The following is a 19524-nucleotide window of genomic DNA, read 5'->3' as shown; positions in this document are numbered from 1 at the left end:
TTATCCAAAAAAGTTCACCTTTAATTTAAAACTATTAATACATTTTTGAAACGGGGGAAATCCTGTATTAATCAACTTTGTAATAAAATAGAGATTTATTTTTAGGAAAATTCTGTATAATTTTCCAGAAGAAAACAAATTCGAATAATATAGAAATTTAGGATTTTAGGGGCTTTGAATGGGAAGTAAACATAAAAATGGGGAAGCGTTTAATTAATAAACTACTTCCCCAAAACTCAAACGAACTAAATTTAGCTCTCTTTTTTAAATGATATCTTCGCGTTCACTGCGTACGAAGCAATTTTATTATTAATCACATTCGCGTGCATCTCTTTCACGTAAACCGATTCTATATTTTTTACACTTTTAGAAGCCTCTGCAAGGGCATTTCTGGTTGCATCATCAAAACTCTCTGTTGAACTTGCAATTACTTCAATAACTTTTACGATACTCATAATTTTTTGTTTTTATGGTTATATCTTAAAGTTAATGAACAAGTTAGCCTATAAAAAAGGTTTAACAATTTATAACATGGACTTAAATCTTTATTCCTAAAAAAATTAAAAGAATATTTTTTTAAAAAAATTCCTCTACAGATTCAAAGTGTGTTTAGAATTACGATAAGAATCGCACAATGCAACTTTTTGAATTAAAACAAAGCGATCTTGCACTTAACTTTTAATTTAAGAGCTAAATCGCATTATTATCTCAGAAAATGAGAAATCTATCCTAGCGGGACCGCTAATAAAGGAATTTGAAGTTCGTCTATAAGATCTTTTTTCTTGTTTGAGGTAAACAGGCCATACACCAGGTTTTTTTTCTTGTGGCCGGCAACTACCAAATCAATATTACACTCATCTACCAACTTTTTAATAGACTTTATTACAGAACCTTCAATTATACGGCCCTCTACTTCTACATTATGATCTTTTGCAACATCTTCGGCCCACTTTTCTATGGTAGCTTTTTCTTTTTTTCGGTCCTCAGCTCTCTTTTCATAAACATATTGAGGTCCGGCCTCCCGGGCAAGAAAATCATCAGGATCAGCTACAGTTACGTGAATTATCCAGATTTTGGCGTTTGTTAATTTAGCAATATTAACCGCGTGTGAAATAAGTAAATCAGCATCATTTTTACGGTCTACGGCTACTAAAATGTTCTTCATGTTATGGCAGGTTTAAGAAACTAAAAATAGGAAAAAATTATGCGCTTCTAAAATATTTGAGAAGCAACCTTAATCTTTTCCAATTTAAATGTGTGTTTTTCAATTTTTCTAACTAAGGATTATACATTATATTTACAGCTAATTTTTCAAATTTCATAAAAAATAAAACCAGGCTAAAAACCATTTTATTTTTCTTCTCGGCGGTCACGGGAACTTATGCTTTTCTTATTTATAATTTTATCTACCTGATGAAAATAAGGTGACCTAAGAGTTTCTTCTAATTTGAATGATTTTCCCTTTTTTTATCACTTCGTTTTCATCCAAAGATTAAATTAAAATACATAAAAGCAAACCCAATGATTTCTTTAGGAAGAAACGCTGCTTTTTAGCGGTGTGGAGTTTCAAATTTAGAAATTAAACTATGAAAAAATATTTTCTTTTAATCCTTTTACTTCCGCTTTCAATGTTAAATGCCCAGCAACTTAAGATAGATGCTAAAGCTGGAAATATTTCTAATTTAATTAATGACGGATTTATTGATTTGGAGGTTTCAGGTGGGCAACCTCCCTATACCTATAAATGGTCTGATAAAAATACTGGGCTTGAATCAAAATCGGCTTACGGTCTTACCGAAGGAATTCCTTATAAAGTCAAAATCACAGATAGTAAAGGTGCCACTCTTACCCGGGAGTTTAAAATAAAACCTAAAGCAATTACCGAACATTTTAATGGTGCTGCTGTTCCGCTGGTAGAAAGCCTGGGGAATTTCTTATTCTGGGACCCGTTTACCACATTTGGAATTTATGATCCTGTAGTGTATGCTGAAGTTGCTAAAGTGCCCATCCCGGGTTGGAGTCCTTCGGTAAATGATCGCTATTTACTTAAGGAATGGAAAATTAATGAAGGGAAGAATGTGAATGAAGGAGATCTTATTGCCATAGTAAATTCCGAAAATAAAGGTGATTTAAATATTTATGCCACTACAAGCGGAAATCTAAAACACTTAACCAAAGCCGGAGATGTAATTTACGATTCCAATAACAGCGATCATCTTATTAAAACAGGCGCTCATAATTTAGCCGAAATTAAATACCCTACTCCCCTGCCAGTTACTCACCCAAATGGAGACCCCAAAACCCATAATATTCCTCTTATAGTTATTTGGTTAATATTTGGTGCTGCATTTTTTACCGTTAAAATGGGTTTTATCAATTTTAAAGGGGTAAAACATTCTATAGACCTCGCACGCGGAAAATATGATGACCCTACCGCCCCGGGTAAGATCACTCATTTTCAAACCATGGCAACCGCAGTTTCTGCTACCGTAGGACTGGGAAATATCGCCGGTGTGGCTATCGCTATATCTTTGGGAGGAGCCGGAGCAACTTTTTGGATGATTATCGCCGGACTTTTAGGTATGGCTTCAAAATTTGTGGAATGTACCCTTGGAATTAAATATAGGGTTATTAATAAAGAAGGAAAGATTTTTGGTGGCCCTATGAATTATTTACAACACGGGCTGGAGCGAAGAAATATGAAAGGTTTTGGTAAAGTTCTGGCTGTTTTCTTTGCAGTGCTTTGTATTGGAGCAACCCTGGGTGGAGGGAATATGTTTCAGGCCAATCAATCTTTCGAGATTCTTGCCAGTCAGTTTGAATTTATGGAAGGAAATGGTTTTTATTTTGGCCTCGCCCTTTCAGGCCTTGTAGGCTTGGTAATTCTTGGTGGTATTGAGAGTATAGGCAAAGTAACCGGAAAGATTGTTCCCTTAATGGCTCTTATATATGTTGTTTCTGCGCTTGTGGTTATTGGTGTAAATTTTGAAAATATAGGTTCAGCATTTTCTGCGATTTATAATGGTGCTTTTAATGCAACAGCCTTAAAAGGCGGAGTAATAGGCGTACTTATTGTAGGATTTCAAAGGGCTGCATTCTCCAGCGAATCTGGAGTTGGTTCGGCGGCAATAGCTCACAGCGCCGGAAAAACCAGGCATCCAGCTTCTGAAGGCTATGTAGCGTTAATTGAACCTTTTATAGACACAGTAATCATCTGTACTTTAACTGCACTTGTTCTTATTTTTACCGGCATGCACGAGGTAGAGGGCGTTGGCGGGGTTCAACTTACCTCTGGAGCCTTTGCTACCGTGATGCCATGGTTTCCTTATGTGTTGAGTATTGTGGTTTTTCTCTTTGCATTTTCTACTATGATCTCCTGGTCTTATTACGGACTACGCGCGTGGACTTATATATTCGGAAAAACCAACAGGAGCGAATTGGTTTTCAAATCTATGTTCCTGGTTTTTGTAGTGATTGGTGCTTCAGTAGGGCTGGGAGCTGTGCTTGATTTCTCTGATATGATGATTTTAACTATGTCTTTCCCTAATATTATTGGCCTATATATAATGTCCGGTGAAGTTAGAAATGACCTAAAGGAATACAACCGAAGACTGAAAGCAGGCGAATTATTTACAAAAACTGTAGAAAAAACTGTTTAAGCGCATTTTTATCCCGTTATAGAGTAAACATTTTAGAAAGTTAAAAACCTTCCGGCGAATACCGGAAGGTTTTTTTATTTGAAAAAAATAGATCTTGCCCTTAAACCAGCCCCGAAATATTTCCTTCCAAATCTACTGTTATATTTTCTGAAGCGGGATGTACTGGTAATCCCGGCATTCGCATCATATCACCGGTTATAGGAATAAGAAAGCCTGCACCGGCAGCAATTTCAATCTCCCTAACAGTGAGTGTAAATCCTGTTGGTCTTCCTAATAGCGCCGGATTATCTGATAATGATTTTTGAGTTTTTGCAATACAAACTGGCAATTCTTCCAGTCCCAGATCTAAAATAGTCTTCAGGTTTTTCTTTGCTTTAGGTGAAAATTCTACCCTATTAGCCCCATATATTTTTTTCGCAATAGTTTCAATTTTAGTCACCACATCCTGCTCCCATTTGTACAGGGGTTTAAAATCAGAACTATTTTCTTCTATAGCTTCTATTACTTTGGCCGCCAGGTCTAACGCTCCTGCTCCACCTTTTGCCCAACCATCAGAAAGAGCAACCTTAATATTTAATTTTTGGGCCAAATCAAAAATAACCTGTATTTCTTCATCGCTATCACTATAAAACCTGTTAATGGCAATAACGGGGGTTATATTATACAATTTTGCATTCTCCAGGTGTTTCTCAAGGTTGGGAAGCCCATTAATTAAAGCCTCAACATTAGGAATTGTAAGTGTTTTTAAATCCGCTCCACCGTGATACTTAAGAGCCCTAATAGTAGTGGTCATTACCACCACTTTAGGCGCCAAACCAGCGCTTTGGCATTTAATATCAAGAAATTTTTCTGCACCAAGATCAAAGCCAAAACCAGCCTCGGTCACCGTATAATCTGAAAGGCTCATCCCCATTCGCGTGGCAATAACTGAGTTGGTTCCCTGGGCAATATTTGCAAAAGGACCTAAATGAATAATTGCGGGATTACCTTCAATAGTTTGTACCAGGTTTGGTTTAAGCGCGTCTTTGAGTAAGGTCGCCATTGCACCTTCAGCATTAAGATCTCGTGCAAAAATTGGCTTTTTTCCATAAGTATAACCAATAAAAATATTTCCTAAACGTCCTTTTAAATCGTCCAGGTTTTCGGCAAGGCACATTATGGCCATAATTTCTGAAGCCGCAGTAATGTCAAATCCACTCTCCCGCGGAATTCCAGATCCTGTTCCTCCAAGTCCAATTACAATATTTCTAAGCGCACGATCGTTGACATCCATCACTCTTTTAAGCGAAATAGTACGAGGGTCGAGTCCCAGATTATTTATTTTTGACTGAATATTATTATCTACCAGGGCAGCAAGAAGATTATGAGCTTTTTCTATCGCTGAAAAATCTCCCGTAAAATGAAGGTTTATATCTTCCATAGGAAGAACCTGGGAGAAACCTCCTCCTGTGGCACCACCTTTAATACCAAAAACAGGACCTAAAGAAGGTTCACGCAAAACTACTGTAGTTTTTTTGCCAAGTTGGTTTAAAGCTTCAGACAGTCCTATAGAAACCGTTGTTTTCCCTTCACCAGCAGGAGTTGGCGAAATTGCAGAAACCAGGATAAGGTTGTTATTTTTTATCTTTTCTTTATTAATTCTATTTAGCGGAAGTTTGGCTTTGTACTTTCCGTACATTTCAATTTCTTCAGCATCAAGGGCTAATTTTTTGGCAATTTCAGTAATAGGTTTTAACTCAATCTTTTGAGCAATTTCAAGATCGGTAAGTGGTGTTGTGGTCATCATCTTTACTGCTTTTATAACCACAAAATTATATGCAAAGGAAGTGTTGAAAAATGACGGGCATCAGTATAAAGGAAAATATTCAAACGTTTTCGGAGATTTAATATTCAGAAATTCTTTTTAGAATATTTCTGCTAAGAATTTAAAGACATTTATTTTAGAAAGAAACAGCATCAGCCAATTTTAACTGAAGTCATTGTTAAAGAACCCGCTACGGCTTTATCATTAAAAAAGGAAAGTTTTTCATTTTTAGCTTTGAGCCCAAGGGTGTAAAGCAAGGGAATATAATGTTCTGGAGTAGGAATGGCCAGTTTCGCCTCAGCTCCAAGGTTTTTATAATTAATAAGCCTACTAAAATCACCTTCAGAAATATACTTTTTGAATTTATCATTCATCTCCAAAGCCCAATCGTAACCATAACCCGGTTCTTCTATTTTATCCCAGGCCAACATTCTTAGATTATGAACCATATTACCGCTACCAATAATTAAAACTCCTTTATTTCTAAGTTCCATTAGTTCTTTAGCAAGCTCAAAATGATAGTTTTCGTCTTTACTATGGTCTATACTAAGTTGCAAAATAGGAATATTTGCTTCGGGATACATATGCCTAACTACGGTCCAGGCGCCATGATCTAAACCCCAATCATGATCTTCTACAATCGCTGTAGATTTTACCAGGTTTTTAGTTTCCCGAGCTATTGCAGGACTTCCCGGCGCAGGATACTGAACCTGAAATAATTCCTGAGGAAAACCTCCAAAATCATGAATGGTTTTAGGAAATTCCATACTGGTAATTCTGGTTCCGTTCGTGAGCCAATGGGCCGAAACTACCAAAACAGCTTTTGGAGTAGGCATGTCTTTAGCCATTTTCTTCCAACCGGAACTAAATTCGTTATCCTGAATGCCATTCATAGGTGAACCATGACCAATAAACAAAACGGGCATTGGTTGCTCCTGCCTGGGCAGGTTGACTGTGAATTTATTAAAATCTGAAAGGGTCGACATTTTATTTACTTTAAAAAGAGGAGGCTGCTAAATTTTTTAAATATAACTTATAGCCTCCTCCAGATATTTATTGTTTAATGAATTCTCCGTCTACTTCAATATTTACCTCGTCACTAAGCATTGGCTCAGGGAAATCGGCTCCTAAATTAAAGTCAGATCGTTTTATGGTTCCTGTTATTGCAAAACCGGAAGTTAAATTTTTACTCTGCGGATTTTCTACTGTACCACGATGCCAAACCTCTAAAGTAACAGGTTTTGTAACGCCGTGAAAAGTAAGATCTCCGGTTACTTTATATTTATTATCACCAATTTTTTCTGAAGAATTACTTTTAAAACTCATCTTAGGATGGTTTTCTACATCAAAGAAATCAGCACTTTTAAGGTGACCGTCCCTTCTGTCCACACCCGTGTTAATAGAGGCTACATCTATTTCCATTTCGTATTCAGCATTACTAAAATCGTCTTCAGATGCTGTAATACTGCCTTCAAATTCTCCAAATTGACCTTCTATTTCGGCAATTCCAAGGTGTACAATGTCAAAAGAAACCTGGGTATGAGCCGGATCGGCTTTCCAGGTTGTTTGTGCGAAAATGCTTGTGCTTAAAAAAGCGACAAACAAAAAAGAAAATACTTGTTTCATAATATTTAGTTTAGATTAATTAATAAAGTTTCATTGTTTAATATGCGGCTGTAAAGCGTTGTTTTATATGTGCTCCATTCTCGGCTTCATCTACCAGGACCACGGCAGTATCCTGCACAGATAACTCGCTTTTCCCGTCTTCATCAAATACGGGTTTTTCAAAGCCTTTTCTATAAGTATTTCTACGTTTTTGAGGTTTCCCGGGAGCCATACCAATTGCAGGGCTAAAGAAAGTCCAATCCAGTTCTTTTTCTCTTTTAAGAATTTCAAGATATTCGCTGGCCGCCGTTGCTCCGGGTTTAATTTCTTCCGGAAAATTTGGAGAATCAATCACCCTTGTTCTTTCATTTAAAAACAGGCTACCGGCACCGCCAACAACTATTAATCGCTTTACACCAGCTTCTTTTACGGCCTGTTGTATAGCTTTGGCTCCTTCCAAATAATCATTATAAATATTAGGATTAGACCAACCCGGATTAAATGCACTTATCACAACTTCACTATCCTTAACTGCGTTAGCCAGTTTTTCTATATTTTTCACATCTACTTCTACTTTTTTAAGCAAATGGGCTTCAGCAATATTTTTTGTATTACGCGCAATGGCGGTTACTTCATGGCCTCTATCTAATGCCTCTTTTAAAACTTCAGATCCCACAAAACCTGTGGCGCCTATTAGTGCTATTTTCATAATTCTATTTTTTAATCACAATTTCCATCAGTTGAACACGAATCTCCTTTAGAAATTTCCAACTGATTTTTTTTCGGTTTAAATTCTTCCCAGGCTTTCTTCAGGGTTTGTAAAAAAGCATCGGATGGCTGAGCTCCTGAGATAGCATATTTATCATCTATTACAAAAAACGGAACACCTCTTACCCCAATATTACGGGCTTCCATTTCGTCCTGTTTCACATCATAAGCAAAAGCATCAGATTGTAAGGTGCTTTTTACTTCTTCCGCTTTTAGCCCTATAGAAGTACCTATTTCCTGTAAAACTTCAGCATCATCTATATTTTTTGCTTTTTCAAAATGAGCTTTAAACAGAGCTTCTTCAATTTCGTTTCCCAGGCCTTTAGATTTAGCTAATTGAATAAGCCTGTGCGCCATAAACGAGTTGGCGGTAACCGAAGTTTCCAGGTTGAACTTAAGACCTACTTCAGCAGCCATATTGGTTGCGCCGCTAAACATTTCTCTTGCCTGTGCTTCGCTTACACCTTTTGTTTTAACAAAATACTCCAGGGTGCTAAGATTAGGATCTGTTTGTAGATTAGGGTCTAATTGATAACTTTTCCATTCAACCTCCACTTTATTCTCCTGCGGAAATTTTGCCAGCGCAGCTTCAAATTTCTTTTTTCCGATGTAGCAAAAAGGACATCTTACATCTGACCATATTTTAACTTTCATATTTATTTTTTATAATATTGAATAAAAACCTTACCCGATAATCGAGATAAAAATCCTAAAAACTTACCAAGCCTATTTTGCTATGAGGCATTAGTAAAATTCTACTTCTTAAGTTACTTAAAAAATAGATATACAAAGATGGCTAAGAAACTTATTAAATTAATTCACCTATGTTAATAAACCGGGAGTTTAATAGAGATTCTTACGAATCCTGCTTAAAGATTGGGGTTTAATTCCCAGGTAAGATGCGATAAGATATTGGGGAATGCGTTTAATAAAATGCGGATAGCGTTTTGAAAAACTTTTATATCTATGATCTGCATCTTCACTAATGGTTTTGGCAATTCTTGTATGTAAGGAAGCTAAGGAATTTTGGAGTAAAATTCTAAAAAACCTATCGAATAACGGGTGCATACGGCAGAGTTTTTCGAAGTTTTCTTTATTAATAAGCAATGCCCTGGTGGGTTCCAACGCCTCAATAGTTGAAACAGCTTCGGTACCTCTAAAATAACTGGAAGCATCTGTTATCCAGTATTCTTCAATAGCCAGTTGTATAACATTTTTATCGCCTCTTTCACTAAGATAATAAGAAAAACAAGCTCCTTTAAGAATAAAAAACTGGTAATTACAGGTGCTACCGGCCTCAACTAAATATTCCTTTTTCTCGTAGGTTTTTTCAAAAGATAGTTTATTTAAATCGGTAAGCATTTCTGGAGAAATTTCTTCACCCAGGGTCCTTTCTATAGTTTTCTTAATAAGACTCTCCATAAATACTGCTATTTCTCACTCCCGATTAATAATTTAAAAATACCAATTCTAAAGGTACAAAAAGAAGATTTTTAAACTTAAAACTCCACCTCTGGGATTTAAAGATTCCCCCCTGCCCCATTCCAAATCTTCTTTCTTGCCTTTATTTTTTTCTTTTTGGTTTATATGAAAGAAGGTTGTAAATTGCGGGTTAATATTTTAATTTTTAGTGATTTAGCTATGAACAAGGCTTTTTCTAAACTTAAGATCATCTTTCCGACTTATTAAGCACTCGCGAGTGTGCTTACGTAATCTGTATCCTTTATTTCAATTATAACTTACTCGATAATCGAGATTTAAAAGTTTTTGAGGCTTGCCTCAAGGTATTTATTATTTCCCTTAACGGGAAACCCAACTCGCTATATAAAGGTTTTACTACAGGCATGTGTTTAATTAAAATTTTTGTTCACATTAAAATTATAATAAAATGGCAAAGCGAGGTACAAAATTAAAACCTTCAAAAGTCGATTTAAAAGCACGAAAACAAGAAAAAGCTGCACGTAAACTTGAAGAAAAGAAAATGAAAGGCAGAAGGAAAGTCGGGGGTTAATTTAAACTAAGGCTAAACAAGATTTAGCCAGCCACAATTACCCGTGCATTTTTATAATGAGAATTCGGTTTGTCAGAATTCTGGCACTCCGAATTCTCTAATTTGTTTTATTCAATAATCGTAACATCATGATCTCTACTCATAAAATTCAGGAAGATACTATGCGCAATAGTTCTATCCAGAATAATTTTTTAAAGCAGTATTTTGAAAATTCTATTGTTCCTCAACTTTTTATTGATGCTGAATTATATTTAAAAGATTTTACCCCGGTCGCTGGAAAACTTTTTGAGCTGAAAAAAGAACATTTAGAAAGGAATATTTGCGGGATTAAAGAAAAAATGAAACACAGCTCTTTTATTGAAAATATTAGAGGTGTTTTAATTACTGAAACCGTGCTCAAAAAAGAAATTAAAATAAATGATGAACGCAGATTCTTAAAGTGCATTCAACCTTGTTTTTCTGAAAATGAAGAAGTAATTAACGGACTTATAGTAACTTTTATTGAACTGGAAGTGCAGTCTTCCTTACTAGAAGAAAACAGTAGATTAGAATTGGAAAACCAGGAGCTGAAAGAATTTCTTTACCGGGAGCTTACAAGGGCAGGTAAATAATAAAGAGATTTGGAAAATAGATTGTTTCAAAAATTAATGTAACACCAGAATGGGAAGTGAATTTGATACTTTAGAATAAATACCGCGCTTGGTATGAAGAAAACTATCGCATAAGCCCAGGTTTTTCCCCATCATAACGATCATATCAAAACGATCCTGGATTTTTTGTAGGTTATCATCAGAAAAAATGTTTTTATCTTTAAATGGTATCACTTTCACTATCCTGTTCTTAATTTGAGAGAAAATTTCTCTTCCGGCTTCCACGTCTACTCCCTTCGCGGGATCTCCTACTTCTACCACGGTTAAAGCTGTACCTTCAGCTATTTGTGGTTTATTAAAGATGGCAAAAACATCTTTGTTTAGGGAAGTGGAATAAGCTATTGGGAATATCATTTTCTCTATAGGTTTATACTGGCAATGCTCAGCTACCGCTAAAATATTATATCTTATTTTTTTTATGACTTCATAAGTGTGGTTACCAATAATTGTGAAGGGAGAACGGCCTTTATGAGCCGCTCCCATAACAATAAGGTCTACATTTTTCTCATCGGCATATTTACGAGTGGCTGTTAGGAGATCACTTTCTGAATATAAAGCGAAAAAATTGTGATCTTTATTCTGGCTTATTTCCTGAAGTTCGTCCATTCTTTGGTGCAACTTTCTTAGGGCAAGTTCCTTCTTTTCCTCTTCCAGGCTGGCTTCAGGATTAAATTCCCTTATATTAAGCATATAAAAATTCACCGGAATATCGCCCAGAAACTGTACTGCATAACTTCCGGCGTTTCTTGCTACCTCAGAGAGATCTGTCAAAATAAGTACATTCATACCACTGTAAATTAGTTCAGTAAGTATGCAAACCTATAGCAAGAATAATTTTATAAAAATGATGAAAATCACATTATCCTAATTTTTTGCCGGGAAGGAAAAAGCTAATACATTCATTTTCAGCCTTGAAATTAGTGATAAACCTACGCCCGGTATTCCCAAACAGCTAAATAAATAAAAAAATTACTGTTTAAAACGTGTATCTGAAACCCAGGAGATAAGCATCATCTCCACTGGAAAAAGTGACTTCCATTTGTTGATCTTCATAGGGAGTGGTGAAAAAGAAGGTGCTACCTATTCCTATTGCTGCACCTGCCAGCACATCCCATCCATCGTGCCGTTTCGCATTTAATCTACTATATCCCGTAAAACCGGCAAGAATATAGGCAGGAATACTATATTTAAAACCATATCTACGATGAAAAAATGAAGCTCCCTGGAAAGCAACCGAGGTATGTCCCGAAGGGAAAGCATAACCTCCACCCTGCAGCGGCCGTTCTTTATTTATTAAATACTTTCCTGCGCCGGTTACTGCCAAATTGAGTAAAAACCCTTTTGTAAATTGCCAGGACCCGGTTTTATCTTTTAAAATTAAAGAAGTAGCAAAGGCCGAAACCGGAAGCAAGATAACCGAAGCATCTCCAGATTTTTCAATAAATGAATCTTCTTTTTCAAAAAACTGGCCGTAGGTATTATTGGTGGTTAATAAAAAAATACAACAGAAAATGACAAAAAACATTTTCTTTATTACATAACTTGGCCCATTTTGCTGAAGGTTAGAGTTTTGAAAAATCATTAGTTAGTTTTAAAAAATTATTTTAATAGCGTGAATTCGTAAAAATAAGTGCCGGTTCTAACTATAGAAAATAAGGTTTTTTAAATTTTTCATAAACATTGCTCAAAAAGGTTAAACTATTATTAAGTAGATACCCCTTTAGAGGTAAAGTGATAAAAATTATGATTTATTAAAAAATAGTAGCATAAAATAGAAGCTGAAAAATATTTTTCTTTTAAGAAGAATAGTTAAAATTTTTTATTACATTGCTTCAAAGTTGATTTAAAGCGCTAATTTTCAGTAGTTTTTGATATTTATATTTGAATGAAACTCTTTCTAAATTAAGTGTAATTTCAAGTTTTTTTATTAGAATCAAAGAAAATAAACCCTAATCCCAACACAGGTTTATTTTAAGATTATACCCTCAACATATCCCCTACAATCTTTTATAATCCCGGGTTATTTATATCCCGATTTTAGCTCTATTCACCCTAGACGGTCATTTTTTATGATCAATTAGAAGGTGATAGATAAACTATTATACCCGGCTTAGCGTATTTCAAATTGCACCCGCAAGATGAAATATCTATAGGCTCCAGGGATATACCGTATTAAAAATTTTATTAATAATTAAAAACCAGTTTATCATGTCAGATTCAAATCACCATGGAATGCACAGTTTTGAGGGTAAAAACGTGCTTTGTTCGCATCATTCTTTTGAAAAAGAAAGTTTTGGCCGTTTTGGCAGAATGTTTAGAGAATTGCCTCCACTTTATAATCCGCCATCGCAGTTAGCTGGGTTGGGGAAAATAGATGGACCAATGAATGGAGGTAATTCTCCTAAATTTACTGATTCAGTTCCGTTAGGAATGGTATTTTTTGGTCAGTTTATAGACCATGATATTACTTTTGATACCTCTACAAGTTTTAGTAGTATTAATAATCCAAATGAAATTGAAAACTCACGTTCTGCTAATTTAGATCTGGATAGTGTTTTTGGAGGTGGCCCCGAGGATGATCCTTTTTTATACCGACCAAGAGAGGAAGGTTTTTATCTGTTAACCGCATTGAGTAACAATAATATGGATCAAAATAAAGCTACGGAAAAGCATGATCTGCAACGGAATGGAAAGGGAACTGCTGTAATTGGAGATCCCAGAAATGATGAAAACAGGGTGATTTCTCAAATGCAGCTAGCTTTAATTAGATTTTATAATGCCAATTATAAAATGCTTAAAGACGCTAATTCAGATTATAGTCCTGAGCATTTATACGAAGAAGCAAGAAAAATAACCACATGGCATTATCAATGGGTTGTTGTTAATGAATTTCTACCAATAATGTGCGGGAAATATTTAGTGGCTGATATTTTAGGTAATGGCCGTAAATTTTATAAACCTATCTATAGTGCTTTTATTCCGGTAGAATTTTCTGTAGCAGCATTTAGATTCGGTCATACTATGATTGCGCAGAATTTAAAACTACAACAAGACGGCGATATGAAAAGTATCTTTTCTAGTGAATTTGGAAAAGGTTTTTCAAGAATTACCAGTAGCGACCAGGCTATTGAGTGGGACGCTTTTTTCGATTTTGGTACAGATTTCCAAAAGGCCGAAAAACTGGATACCACCCTGGCCCCTATTTTACTGGAATTACCTTTTGTGCCCTCTGATGATCCCAATGATAAATCTTTAGCAACAAGGAATTTTAGAAGAGGCCAAAGCTTTCTTCTACCTTCTGGAGAAAATGTTGCGAGACATATGCAACGGGAAGAAAGCGAAATTGAGCAAGTGGTAGACTTTGTGAACAACAAGGTGAAAATGGAGGATGTTGATTTGTCTGCAGGCATACCGCTTTGGTATTATATTTTGGCAGAAGCAGAAGTAATAGGTAGACAGGATGATGACACACAGTTCTCATCAGGAGAAGGCTTGGGTCCGGTGGGCGGCAGAATAGTTGCAGAAGTGCTTATAGGTCTTTTAGAACTTGATAGAGAGTCGTTTTTAGGCAACAATCGAGATTGGGTACCAACGCATGGTGAAGATGGAGTTTTTACAATGAAAGATCTCATGGAAGAAGCCGAGAAAGCTTACAATCTTTAATAAAACTATGCTTGAAGTAATTGGAGATTACAAAAAGAAAAAGCCCCAAATATACTGTTTGGGGCTTTTTCAAATTTTAAAGGAGAACTCACCCTATCAATTAAGGTTAATGTCTAATCCCTCTAAATTCCCGTATGATTAAAAAGAGAAAAACCTATAATCGTACTCATTTAAGAAATCTCCGCTTCGGAAGGGAGGGCTTCAAATTTATTGAAGTTATCACCTGGTTTTTTCCCTTCTATTCTTTGGAGTGTTAACACCACCCTTGTACCTTCAGGTTTACAATTTTCATCTTTTTTATCGATAATTTCATAGGTAATCTTTCCTGAGTAGCTTTTGTTATACAGGCTTATACGCTCCTGAATAATTTGCATTCCCATACTTTTATGTTTTTTACCAGAGGTTGTTTTTCTCCCGGCATTTTTTCGGCCTACCCCATTATCGTCTATAATTATAGTGATTTCCTTTTCATTGGGAATAATATTTATAAAGAGTTGTTTTTTATCGCGTTTGCTTGGCAACAAGCCGTGCCAAATCGCATTTTCAATAAACGGCTGCAGTAAAAGCGGGGGAATACTAATGCCTTTTACTGCCGATTCTTCTACCTTAATCTTGTAAGTGAAATCTTTTTCAAAACGATTTTCTTCCAGGGTTAGGTAGTAACGGGTGAGTTTTATTTCTTCACTAAGCGGAATAATATGTTTTTGAGAGGTTTCCAAAACCATTCGGGTATAACGACTAAAAACTACCAGGTATTTCATAGCCTTTTCGTTTTCCTTGGTTTGGATGAGGTATGTAATTGCATTAAGACTATTAAATAAAAAATGCGGATTTATTTGCAGGCGGGTTACCAAAATTTCAGCACGGGCAAGGTTACGCTCGTAAATCGCTTTCATTTTTTCCTTCTCTTCCTTTAAAATACGTGCGTTGGTTTTCTTTTTTGTTTGGGCATTGCGGTATTGCAAAAAGAAAATTATTAAAATGAGCAATAATCCAATTCCCATCAATAGCATTAAAATTCGGCGTTCTTCCAGCAATTGTTCCTGGGTATCCAGCCGGGCTTCCTGTAGTGCCCGGTCTTTTTGAAGCAATTCAATTCGACTTTCCTTCTTTTCCAGGTCGTATTTTCGTACCAGGGCTGCTATTTCTACATTCTGTTCACTTAGTTTTATGCTGTCTTCATAAGCTTTTCCCTGCTTGAAATAAGATAAAGCTTCAACGGGTTCACCGGTCTCTTCCTTTAGATGCGCCATTCGCAGGTAGTTTTGCATCAGCAAACCGTGTAAGTTTAAGCCTGAAGCTAGGTCAAGTGAATTCTGGTAATATTCTTCTGCACTTATAGGCCGGCCTTGTTTTTGCTCAATATCGCCCAGACTGGATAAAATTTCAGCTTGTTTTTGCCTATCTCCAATTTGTTGAAAACCTTCAAGAGAAATAGTAAAGAATTCTTTAGCCCGGTTCAAATTTCGGCCTTCTACCAAATAAGATTTTCCTAAAAATTCGTTGGTAATCGCCAAACCATATTGGTCTTCTCTCTCGCGGTTAATTTCCAGAAGCTCGTTTAAATACTCCCTGGCTTTGGTAAAATTACTTTTATCGATATAATAATCTCCAATAGAAAGGTAATTCATTGCCACACCAAGACTGTTATTACGTTCTTTTTCGGCTTCCAGGGATCGTTCAAAATAGTCTAAAGCCTGGTCGGCACGGCCTGGAATGGAAGTTAAAGCGTTGCCAATACCATTGCTGGCAATAGCAATATTTTTAAGATCATTTTCCCTTTCAGCAATTTTAAGCGCTTCCATATAATAGGAAACCGCCGTATCATAATTATGATTATAACGCCCCGCTACTCCAGCATTGTTGGCAAATATCATCTTGTTAAGCGGATTGATGTCTTTGTCTTTTACCAGGTTGTAGGCTTTTGTATGCAGCGGTAAAGATTCGTCGTAATTTTGGTGGTAACGAAATAATAGTCCTAAATTATCTAAAGCAAGGGCGTACAGCAAGGTATCGTTTAACTGCAGCGCTTTTTGCACCGCTCCTTGTGCATACTGTAATTCTTTCTCCTCATTATGTGCCTCACGATGAATTTGCCTGCTTAATTGAATTTGTGTGACTACTTTAAGCGAATCACTTTCGGCCTGCTGAAATTGAGTGCTTAGACTGTCTATTTTAGACTGGGCTGATAAACCGGCAGAGAGGAAAAAAATTGCAGGAAAAATCACCAAAATTAATATTCTGAAATTTCTAAACTGAAGCAGTGCCATAGATTTTATCAGGTTTAGGAAGTTTTAGTGATGGCATCAAAAAGACTGGTGATTAAATCTTTTTTGGTTTTGCTCACAGGAATGGTTTTCCCATCCTGCATGACCAAATAGCCACCATCATTTTTGTAATATTTTTTCATATAGTTTGGATTGATGAGGTAAGACTTGTGAATGCGAATAAAGAAATACTTGTCCAGTAGCTTTTCAAATTCTTTCAGAGTTTTACTAAGCACCAGTTTTCGCTTATCAGAGAGAAAAAGCTGCGTGTAGTTATTCTGACTTTGTGCATAGAGAATTTCATTAGTTTCAATAAACTCATACCCATCGGCCACCGGGAGCGCAATTTTATTTTTTAAAATACCTTCCCGCCGCATATAAGTAAGCAAGTCGCTTATTTTTTCAGAAGAAAGATTGTTTTTCTTCTTGCGCTCCTCCTGCCAGTCTAAAATTGCCTCCCTAAATTCGGTTTCATCTATGGGTTTCAGCAAATAGTTTACAGCCTTAGCTTTAAAAGCTTGGGCGGCATATTGACTGTAGGCTGTAGTAAAAATAACATCAAAATTAGTTTCCGGTAATTGATCTAACAGTTCAAAGCCATTCATTCCCGGCATTTCCACATCAAGAAAGATTAAATCTACTTTTGTGTTTGGCAAGACTTCTAGAGCAGATTCCGGCCGGGTACCCTTATAGATGATTTCAGCATCAGGAAAATTTTTACGCAGATGGAGCACCAGGCCTTCTACGCAGTGTACTTCATCGTCTATTATAGCTACTTTCATCTTTTCGAAAATTTATTCTTCTAAAGGGTGGAATTAAATGTTAAGGAGCGGCTTTTAAATTTATTGCTTACCTAATTTAATTGTTATTAGTCAATTAATAAAAAATTAAGGATAAAATACGCTTTTATATTAGGGAAACAGGGTTTTGACTTAGAGAAACTGATTTTTTAGCTGAAACAACCCAATTATTACAATTCTTCATTTAACTAATTCATAAGGTGCTTATACTCATTAAGTCTTGAAAACCGAAGATAATGCTTGCATCTTCACACTCAGAAATCAAAACGAAAACCGACTAATTAAACCTTCATTATGAAAACTAAATTACTAGCAGCTATTTTTTTCTTTTTTACAGGAATTTATGTGAGTTCAGCTCAACAAGACACTCGAATTGGCGTAATGCTAAATTATGGAACCGAAGTAGAAGCTATTGGTGCTGGAGCTAATGCTGAATTTCCCATTCTTGAAAACCTGAGCATTTCACCGGCCTTTATTTATTATTTCCCGGGTGATCAATATGGTGGAAGTCTAAACTGGTGGGAGATTAATGGAAATGCAAACTATTATTTTGTGAATAATGAAAACCTGGGTTTTTATGGACTTGGCGGACTTAATTATACCCATGTAAGTTTTGACTGGGGAGATGAAAGTTTTGGAGGTGTTGAATCCAGCGATGGCCGGTTTGGACTAAACCTGGGAGCAGGTGCCAATTTTAATATAGATAGTAATATCACTCCTTTTGCTGAAGTGAAATATGTGATTATAGACGGCGGCCAATTAGTATTAGGTGCAGGTGTAAAATTTAGTCTATAAAAACACGTCTTATAAATTCAACTATGGAAAACCAAGAAAGTTTAGCCGGAAATATTGAGAAAACCGAAGACAAATCTATAGGAATTATAGCTTATCTAACCCTAATAGGCCTGGTAGCAGCTTTTATAATGAATAAAGATAAAAACAACGAGTTTGCTACTTATCATATAAAACAATCTCTGGGATTGTGCCTTGTTGGCTTTGCCATTTTTATAGTAGGACTTATTCCAGTCTTAGGATGGGTTGCAAGCTTTGCAGGTTCGCTTTGCCTGCTTGTTTTATGGATTATGGGCCTCCTAAATGCTGTAAACGGAAAACAGGAACCTGTGCCGGTACTGGGGAGTAAATTTGAAACCTGGTTTAAGAATATGTAATAAGTAATTTATTAACCAATAAATCAATATTATGAATCAAAGAATAAAATTTTTATCACTGTTAACATTCTTTTCACTTGTATTTCTCACTGCATGTTCCGAAGATGATGACAGTATTGAGGAGACGGACGATATAAGTGCAGGCTGTACCGATTTTGAAAACTCTTATGAAGATGTGATGACCGTAGCCAATACTTACATTAATAATCCAACAGAAGAAAATTGTGAAGATTATAGACAGGCCGTTATCAACTTTTATGAAAGTTACAAGGATTGTAGTTTATGGACAGAGGAATATGAAGAAGATGATTGGGACGATATGGAGAACTGGAGTTGTTCTGATACAGAAGGAGCTAATTAATTAAAAACAAACGTGTTGGGGACACTTTATGGGCAAGAGGGGCCATCCTTTAAATTTTGAAAGATGGTTGTCCTAAAGTGACTGAAAAAGCCGAATTTATTTCGGCTTTTTTGTTTTTAAATATCCTGAAGAATAAAAGAAATATATTCTTGTAACCTGGCAAACCTATATGGAGAAAAATACTCAACCTTTATCCTTATATATTAAAATGCATTCTGGTTATTCCCTTTTTTAAAGCCATACATCTTAATCAAAAAATTACATGGCTTCGCCGCCGTCAATTACATTGATACACTTGCTTTTAGCGATGAATCTGCTATTTTTAATTTCCTAATTAAATATAATCAGGGCTTACTTTAAGTTTAAAAACTCGAAAAGTATATAGAAGTCGCATCTATTTATGATAACCGACTTCATTTTATCTATGCGAGTAAACTTTGAATTATAATTAGTGTAGGGAATCCAAATCTATAAATTATCCACACAAGTATAAAGCGTTTTTCTTATAGTTATTAACAAAATATTAAGAATAAAATCATGAATTACGTATTTTCTGGAGGTAAAAGATCGATCAAATATTCCACTCAGCACATTCCCATTTCGTGCTTCCAGGAAAAAGAGTTTCATTAAACAACCAGCGGACACCAATCCCTTCTACTTTTAAAGTGTAACAGAATATGAACATCAGAAATGAAGGTGTAACCGAATAGTTTGATGTTCTATAGTACTTTTGAAATACTCAAAATAGAGTAGGAAGATAGGGATTA

General features: G+C 35.8%; 19 protein-coding genes. 7 read left to right on the top strand and 12 right to left on the bottom strand.

What is annotated here, in order from left to right; all coding sequences use genetic code 11:
• Nucleotides 1-251: 251 nt before the first annotated feature.
• Together B4F31_RS02130 and B4F31_RS02125 are read right to left on the bottom strand one after the other, a co-directional pair.
• Nucleotides 252-455 carry a dodecin family protein gene (locus B4F31_RS02130; RefSeq protein WP_075327335.1) on the bottom strand — a complete coding sequence of 68 codons (204 nt, stop codon included), beginning with the start codon at nt 453-455 and terminating at the stop codon, nt 252-254.
• Between the two features lie 269 nt (nt 456-724).
• The gene (locus tag B4F31_RS02125; protein WP_075327336.1) at nt 725-1165 is read right to left on the bottom strand and encodes a universal stress protein; all 441 of its coding nucleotides are present in this window, start codon (nt 1163-1165) and stop codon (nt 725-727) included.
• Between the two features lie 421 nt (nt 1166-1586).
• Here B4F31_RS02125 and B4F31_RS02120 point away from each other — a divergent pair, with 421 nt between their 5' ends.
• On the top strand, nt 1587-3659 hold the full coding sequence (locus tag B4F31_RS02120; RefSeq protein ID WP_093305909.1) for an amino acid carrier protein: 2073 nt from the start codon (nt 1587-1589) through the stop codon (nt 3657-3659).
• A gap of 100 nt (nt 3660-3759) precedes the next feature.
• On the opposite strand, the gene B4F31_RS02115 is transcribed toward B4F31_RS02120, so the two are convergent.
• The 6 genes from B4F31_RS02115 to B4F31_RS02090 all read right to left on the bottom strand — a co-directional run bounded on the left by B4F31_RS02115 (nt 3760) and on the right by B4F31_RS02090 (nt 9258).
• The gene (locus B4F31_RS02115; RefSeq protein WP_286760507.1) at nt 3760-5445 is read right to left on the bottom strand and encodes a formate--tetrahydrofolate ligase; all 1686 of its coding nucleotides are present in this window, start codon (nt 5443-5445) and stop codon (nt 3760-3762) included.
• Between the two features lie 170 nt (nt 5446-5615).
• Entirely contained in the window at nt 5616-6449 is an 834-nt protein-coding gene (gene ygiD, locus B4F31_RS02110) for a 4,5-DOPA dioxygenase extradiol (protein ID WP_286760506.1), read from the bottom strand.
• Between the two features lie 67 nt (nt 6450-6516).
• The gene (locus B4F31_RS02105) at nt 6517-7089 is read right to left on the bottom strand and encodes a YceI family protein (RefSeq protein ID WP_075327340.1); all 573 of its coding nucleotides are present in this window, start codon (nt 7087-7089) and stop codon (nt 6517-6519) included.
• 37 nt (nt 7090-7126) lie between these two features.
• A complete protein-coding gene (locus B4F31_RS02100; RefSeq protein WP_286760505.1) occupies nt 7127-7777 on the bottom strand; it encodes an NAD(P)-dependent oxidoreductase in 651 nt (216 codons plus the stop codon).
• An 11-nt stretch (nt 7778-7788) separates the two neighbouring features.
• Complete coding sequence (locus B4F31_RS02095) at nt 7789-8490, bottom strand: DsbA family oxidoreductase (RefSeq protein WP_075327342.1); 702 nt, start codon at nt 8488-8490, stop codon at nt 7789-7791.
• Nucleotides 8491-8679: 189 nt separating this feature from the next.
• Nucleotides 8680-9258 carry a Crp/Fnr family transcriptional regulator gene (locus B4F31_RS02090; protein ID WP_286760504.1) on the bottom strand — a complete coding sequence of 193 codons (579 nt, stop codon included), beginning with the start codon at nt 9256-9258 and terminating at the stop codon, nt 8680-8682.
• Nucleotides 9259-9724: 466 nt separating this feature from the next.
• Here B4F31_RS02090 and B4F31_RS02085 point away from each other — a divergent pair, with 466 nt between their 5' ends.
• Nucleotides 9725-9847 (top strand): hypothetical protein, encoded by a 123-nt coding sequence (locus B4F31_RS02085; RefSeq protein WP_262506683.1) that lies wholly within the window; start codon nt 9725-9727, stop codon nt 9845-9847.
• Nucleotides 9848-9975: 128 nt separating this feature from the next.
• The gene (locus B4F31_RS02080) at nt 9976-10458 is read left to right on the top strand and encodes a PAS domain-containing protein (RefSeq protein WP_286760503.1); all 483 of its coding nucleotides are present in this window, start codon (nt 9976-9978) and stop codon (nt 10456-10458) included.
• 33 nt (nt 10459-10491) lie between these two features.
• Here B4F31_RS02080 and B4F31_RS02075 read toward each other — a convergent pair whose 3' ends face one another.
• Nucleotides 10492-11283 (bottom strand): universal stress protein, encoded by a 792-nt coding sequence (locus B4F31_RS02075; RefSeq protein ID WP_286760502.1) that lies wholly within the window; start codon nt 11281-11283, stop codon nt 10492-10494.
• A 190-nt stretch (nt 11284-11473) separates the two neighbouring features.
• Nucleotides 11474-12079: a phosphatase PAP2 family protein gene (locus B4F31_RS02070; protein WP_245764393.1), complete on the bottom strand. Its 606-nt coding sequence runs from the start codon at nt 12077-12079 to the stop codon at nt 11474-11476.
• Nucleotides 12080-12705: 626 nt separating this feature from the next.
• Here B4F31_RS02070 and B4F31_RS02065 point away from each other — a divergent pair.
• Nucleotides 12706-14160 (top strand): peroxidase family protein, encoded by a 1455-nt coding sequence (locus B4F31_RS02065; protein ID WP_083634196.1) that lies wholly within the window; start codon nt 12706-12708, stop codon nt 14158-14160.
• Nucleotides 14161-14330: 170 nt separating this feature from the next.
• Here B4F31_RS02065 and B4F31_RS02060 read toward each other — a convergent pair whose 3' ends face one another.
• Together B4F31_RS02060 and B4F31_RS02055 are read right to left on the bottom strand one after the other, a co-directional pair.
• A complete protein-coding gene (locus B4F31_RS02060; protein WP_093305917.1) occupies nt 14331-16430 on the bottom strand; it encodes a tetratricopeptide repeat protein in 2100 nt (699 codons plus the stop codon).
• A 14-nt stretch (nt 16431-16444) separates the two neighbouring features.
• The gene (locus B4F31_RS02055) at nt 16445-17209 is read right to left on the bottom strand and encodes a LytR/AlgR family response regulator transcription factor (RefSeq protein ID WP_075327347.1); all 765 of its coding nucleotides are present in this window, start codon (nt 17207-17209) and stop codon (nt 16445-16447) included.
• Between the two features lie 312 nt (nt 17210-17521).
• Here B4F31_RS02055 and B4F31_RS02050 point away from each other — a divergent pair, with 312 nt between their 5' ends.
• The 3 genes from B4F31_RS02050 to B4F31_RS02040 are packed head-to-tail and all read left to right on the top strand — an operon-like array spanning nt 17522 to nt 18757.
• Nucleotides 17522-18022, top strand: a complete 501-nt coding sequence (locus B4F31_RS02050) for an outer membrane protein (RefSeq protein WP_093305922.1) — start codon at nt 17522-17524, stop codon at nt 18020-18022.
• 23 nt (nt 18023-18045) lie between these two features.
• Nucleotides 18046-18396: a DUF4870 domain-containing protein gene (locus B4F31_RS02045; RefSeq protein WP_075327349.1), complete on the top strand. Its 351-nt coding sequence runs from the start codon at nt 18046-18048 to the stop codon at nt 18394-18396.
• 31 nt (nt 18397-18427) lie between these two features.
• On the top strand, nt 18428-18757 hold the full coding sequence (locus B4F31_RS02040; protein ID WP_075327350.1) for a hypothetical protein: 330 nt from the start codon (nt 18428-18430) through the stop codon (nt 18755-18757).
• Nucleotides 18758-19524 lie beyond the last annotated feature (767 nt).

This window comes from Salegentibacter sp. UBA1130 (assembly GCF_002311535.1).
Lineage (GTDB): Bacteria > Bacteroidota > Bacteroidia > Flavobacteriales > Flavobacteriaceae > Salegentibacter > Salegentibacter agarivorans.
The sequence above is the reverse complement of the archived record's forward strand: the minus strand, read 5'-3'. Positions and strand labels throughout refer to the sequence as shown.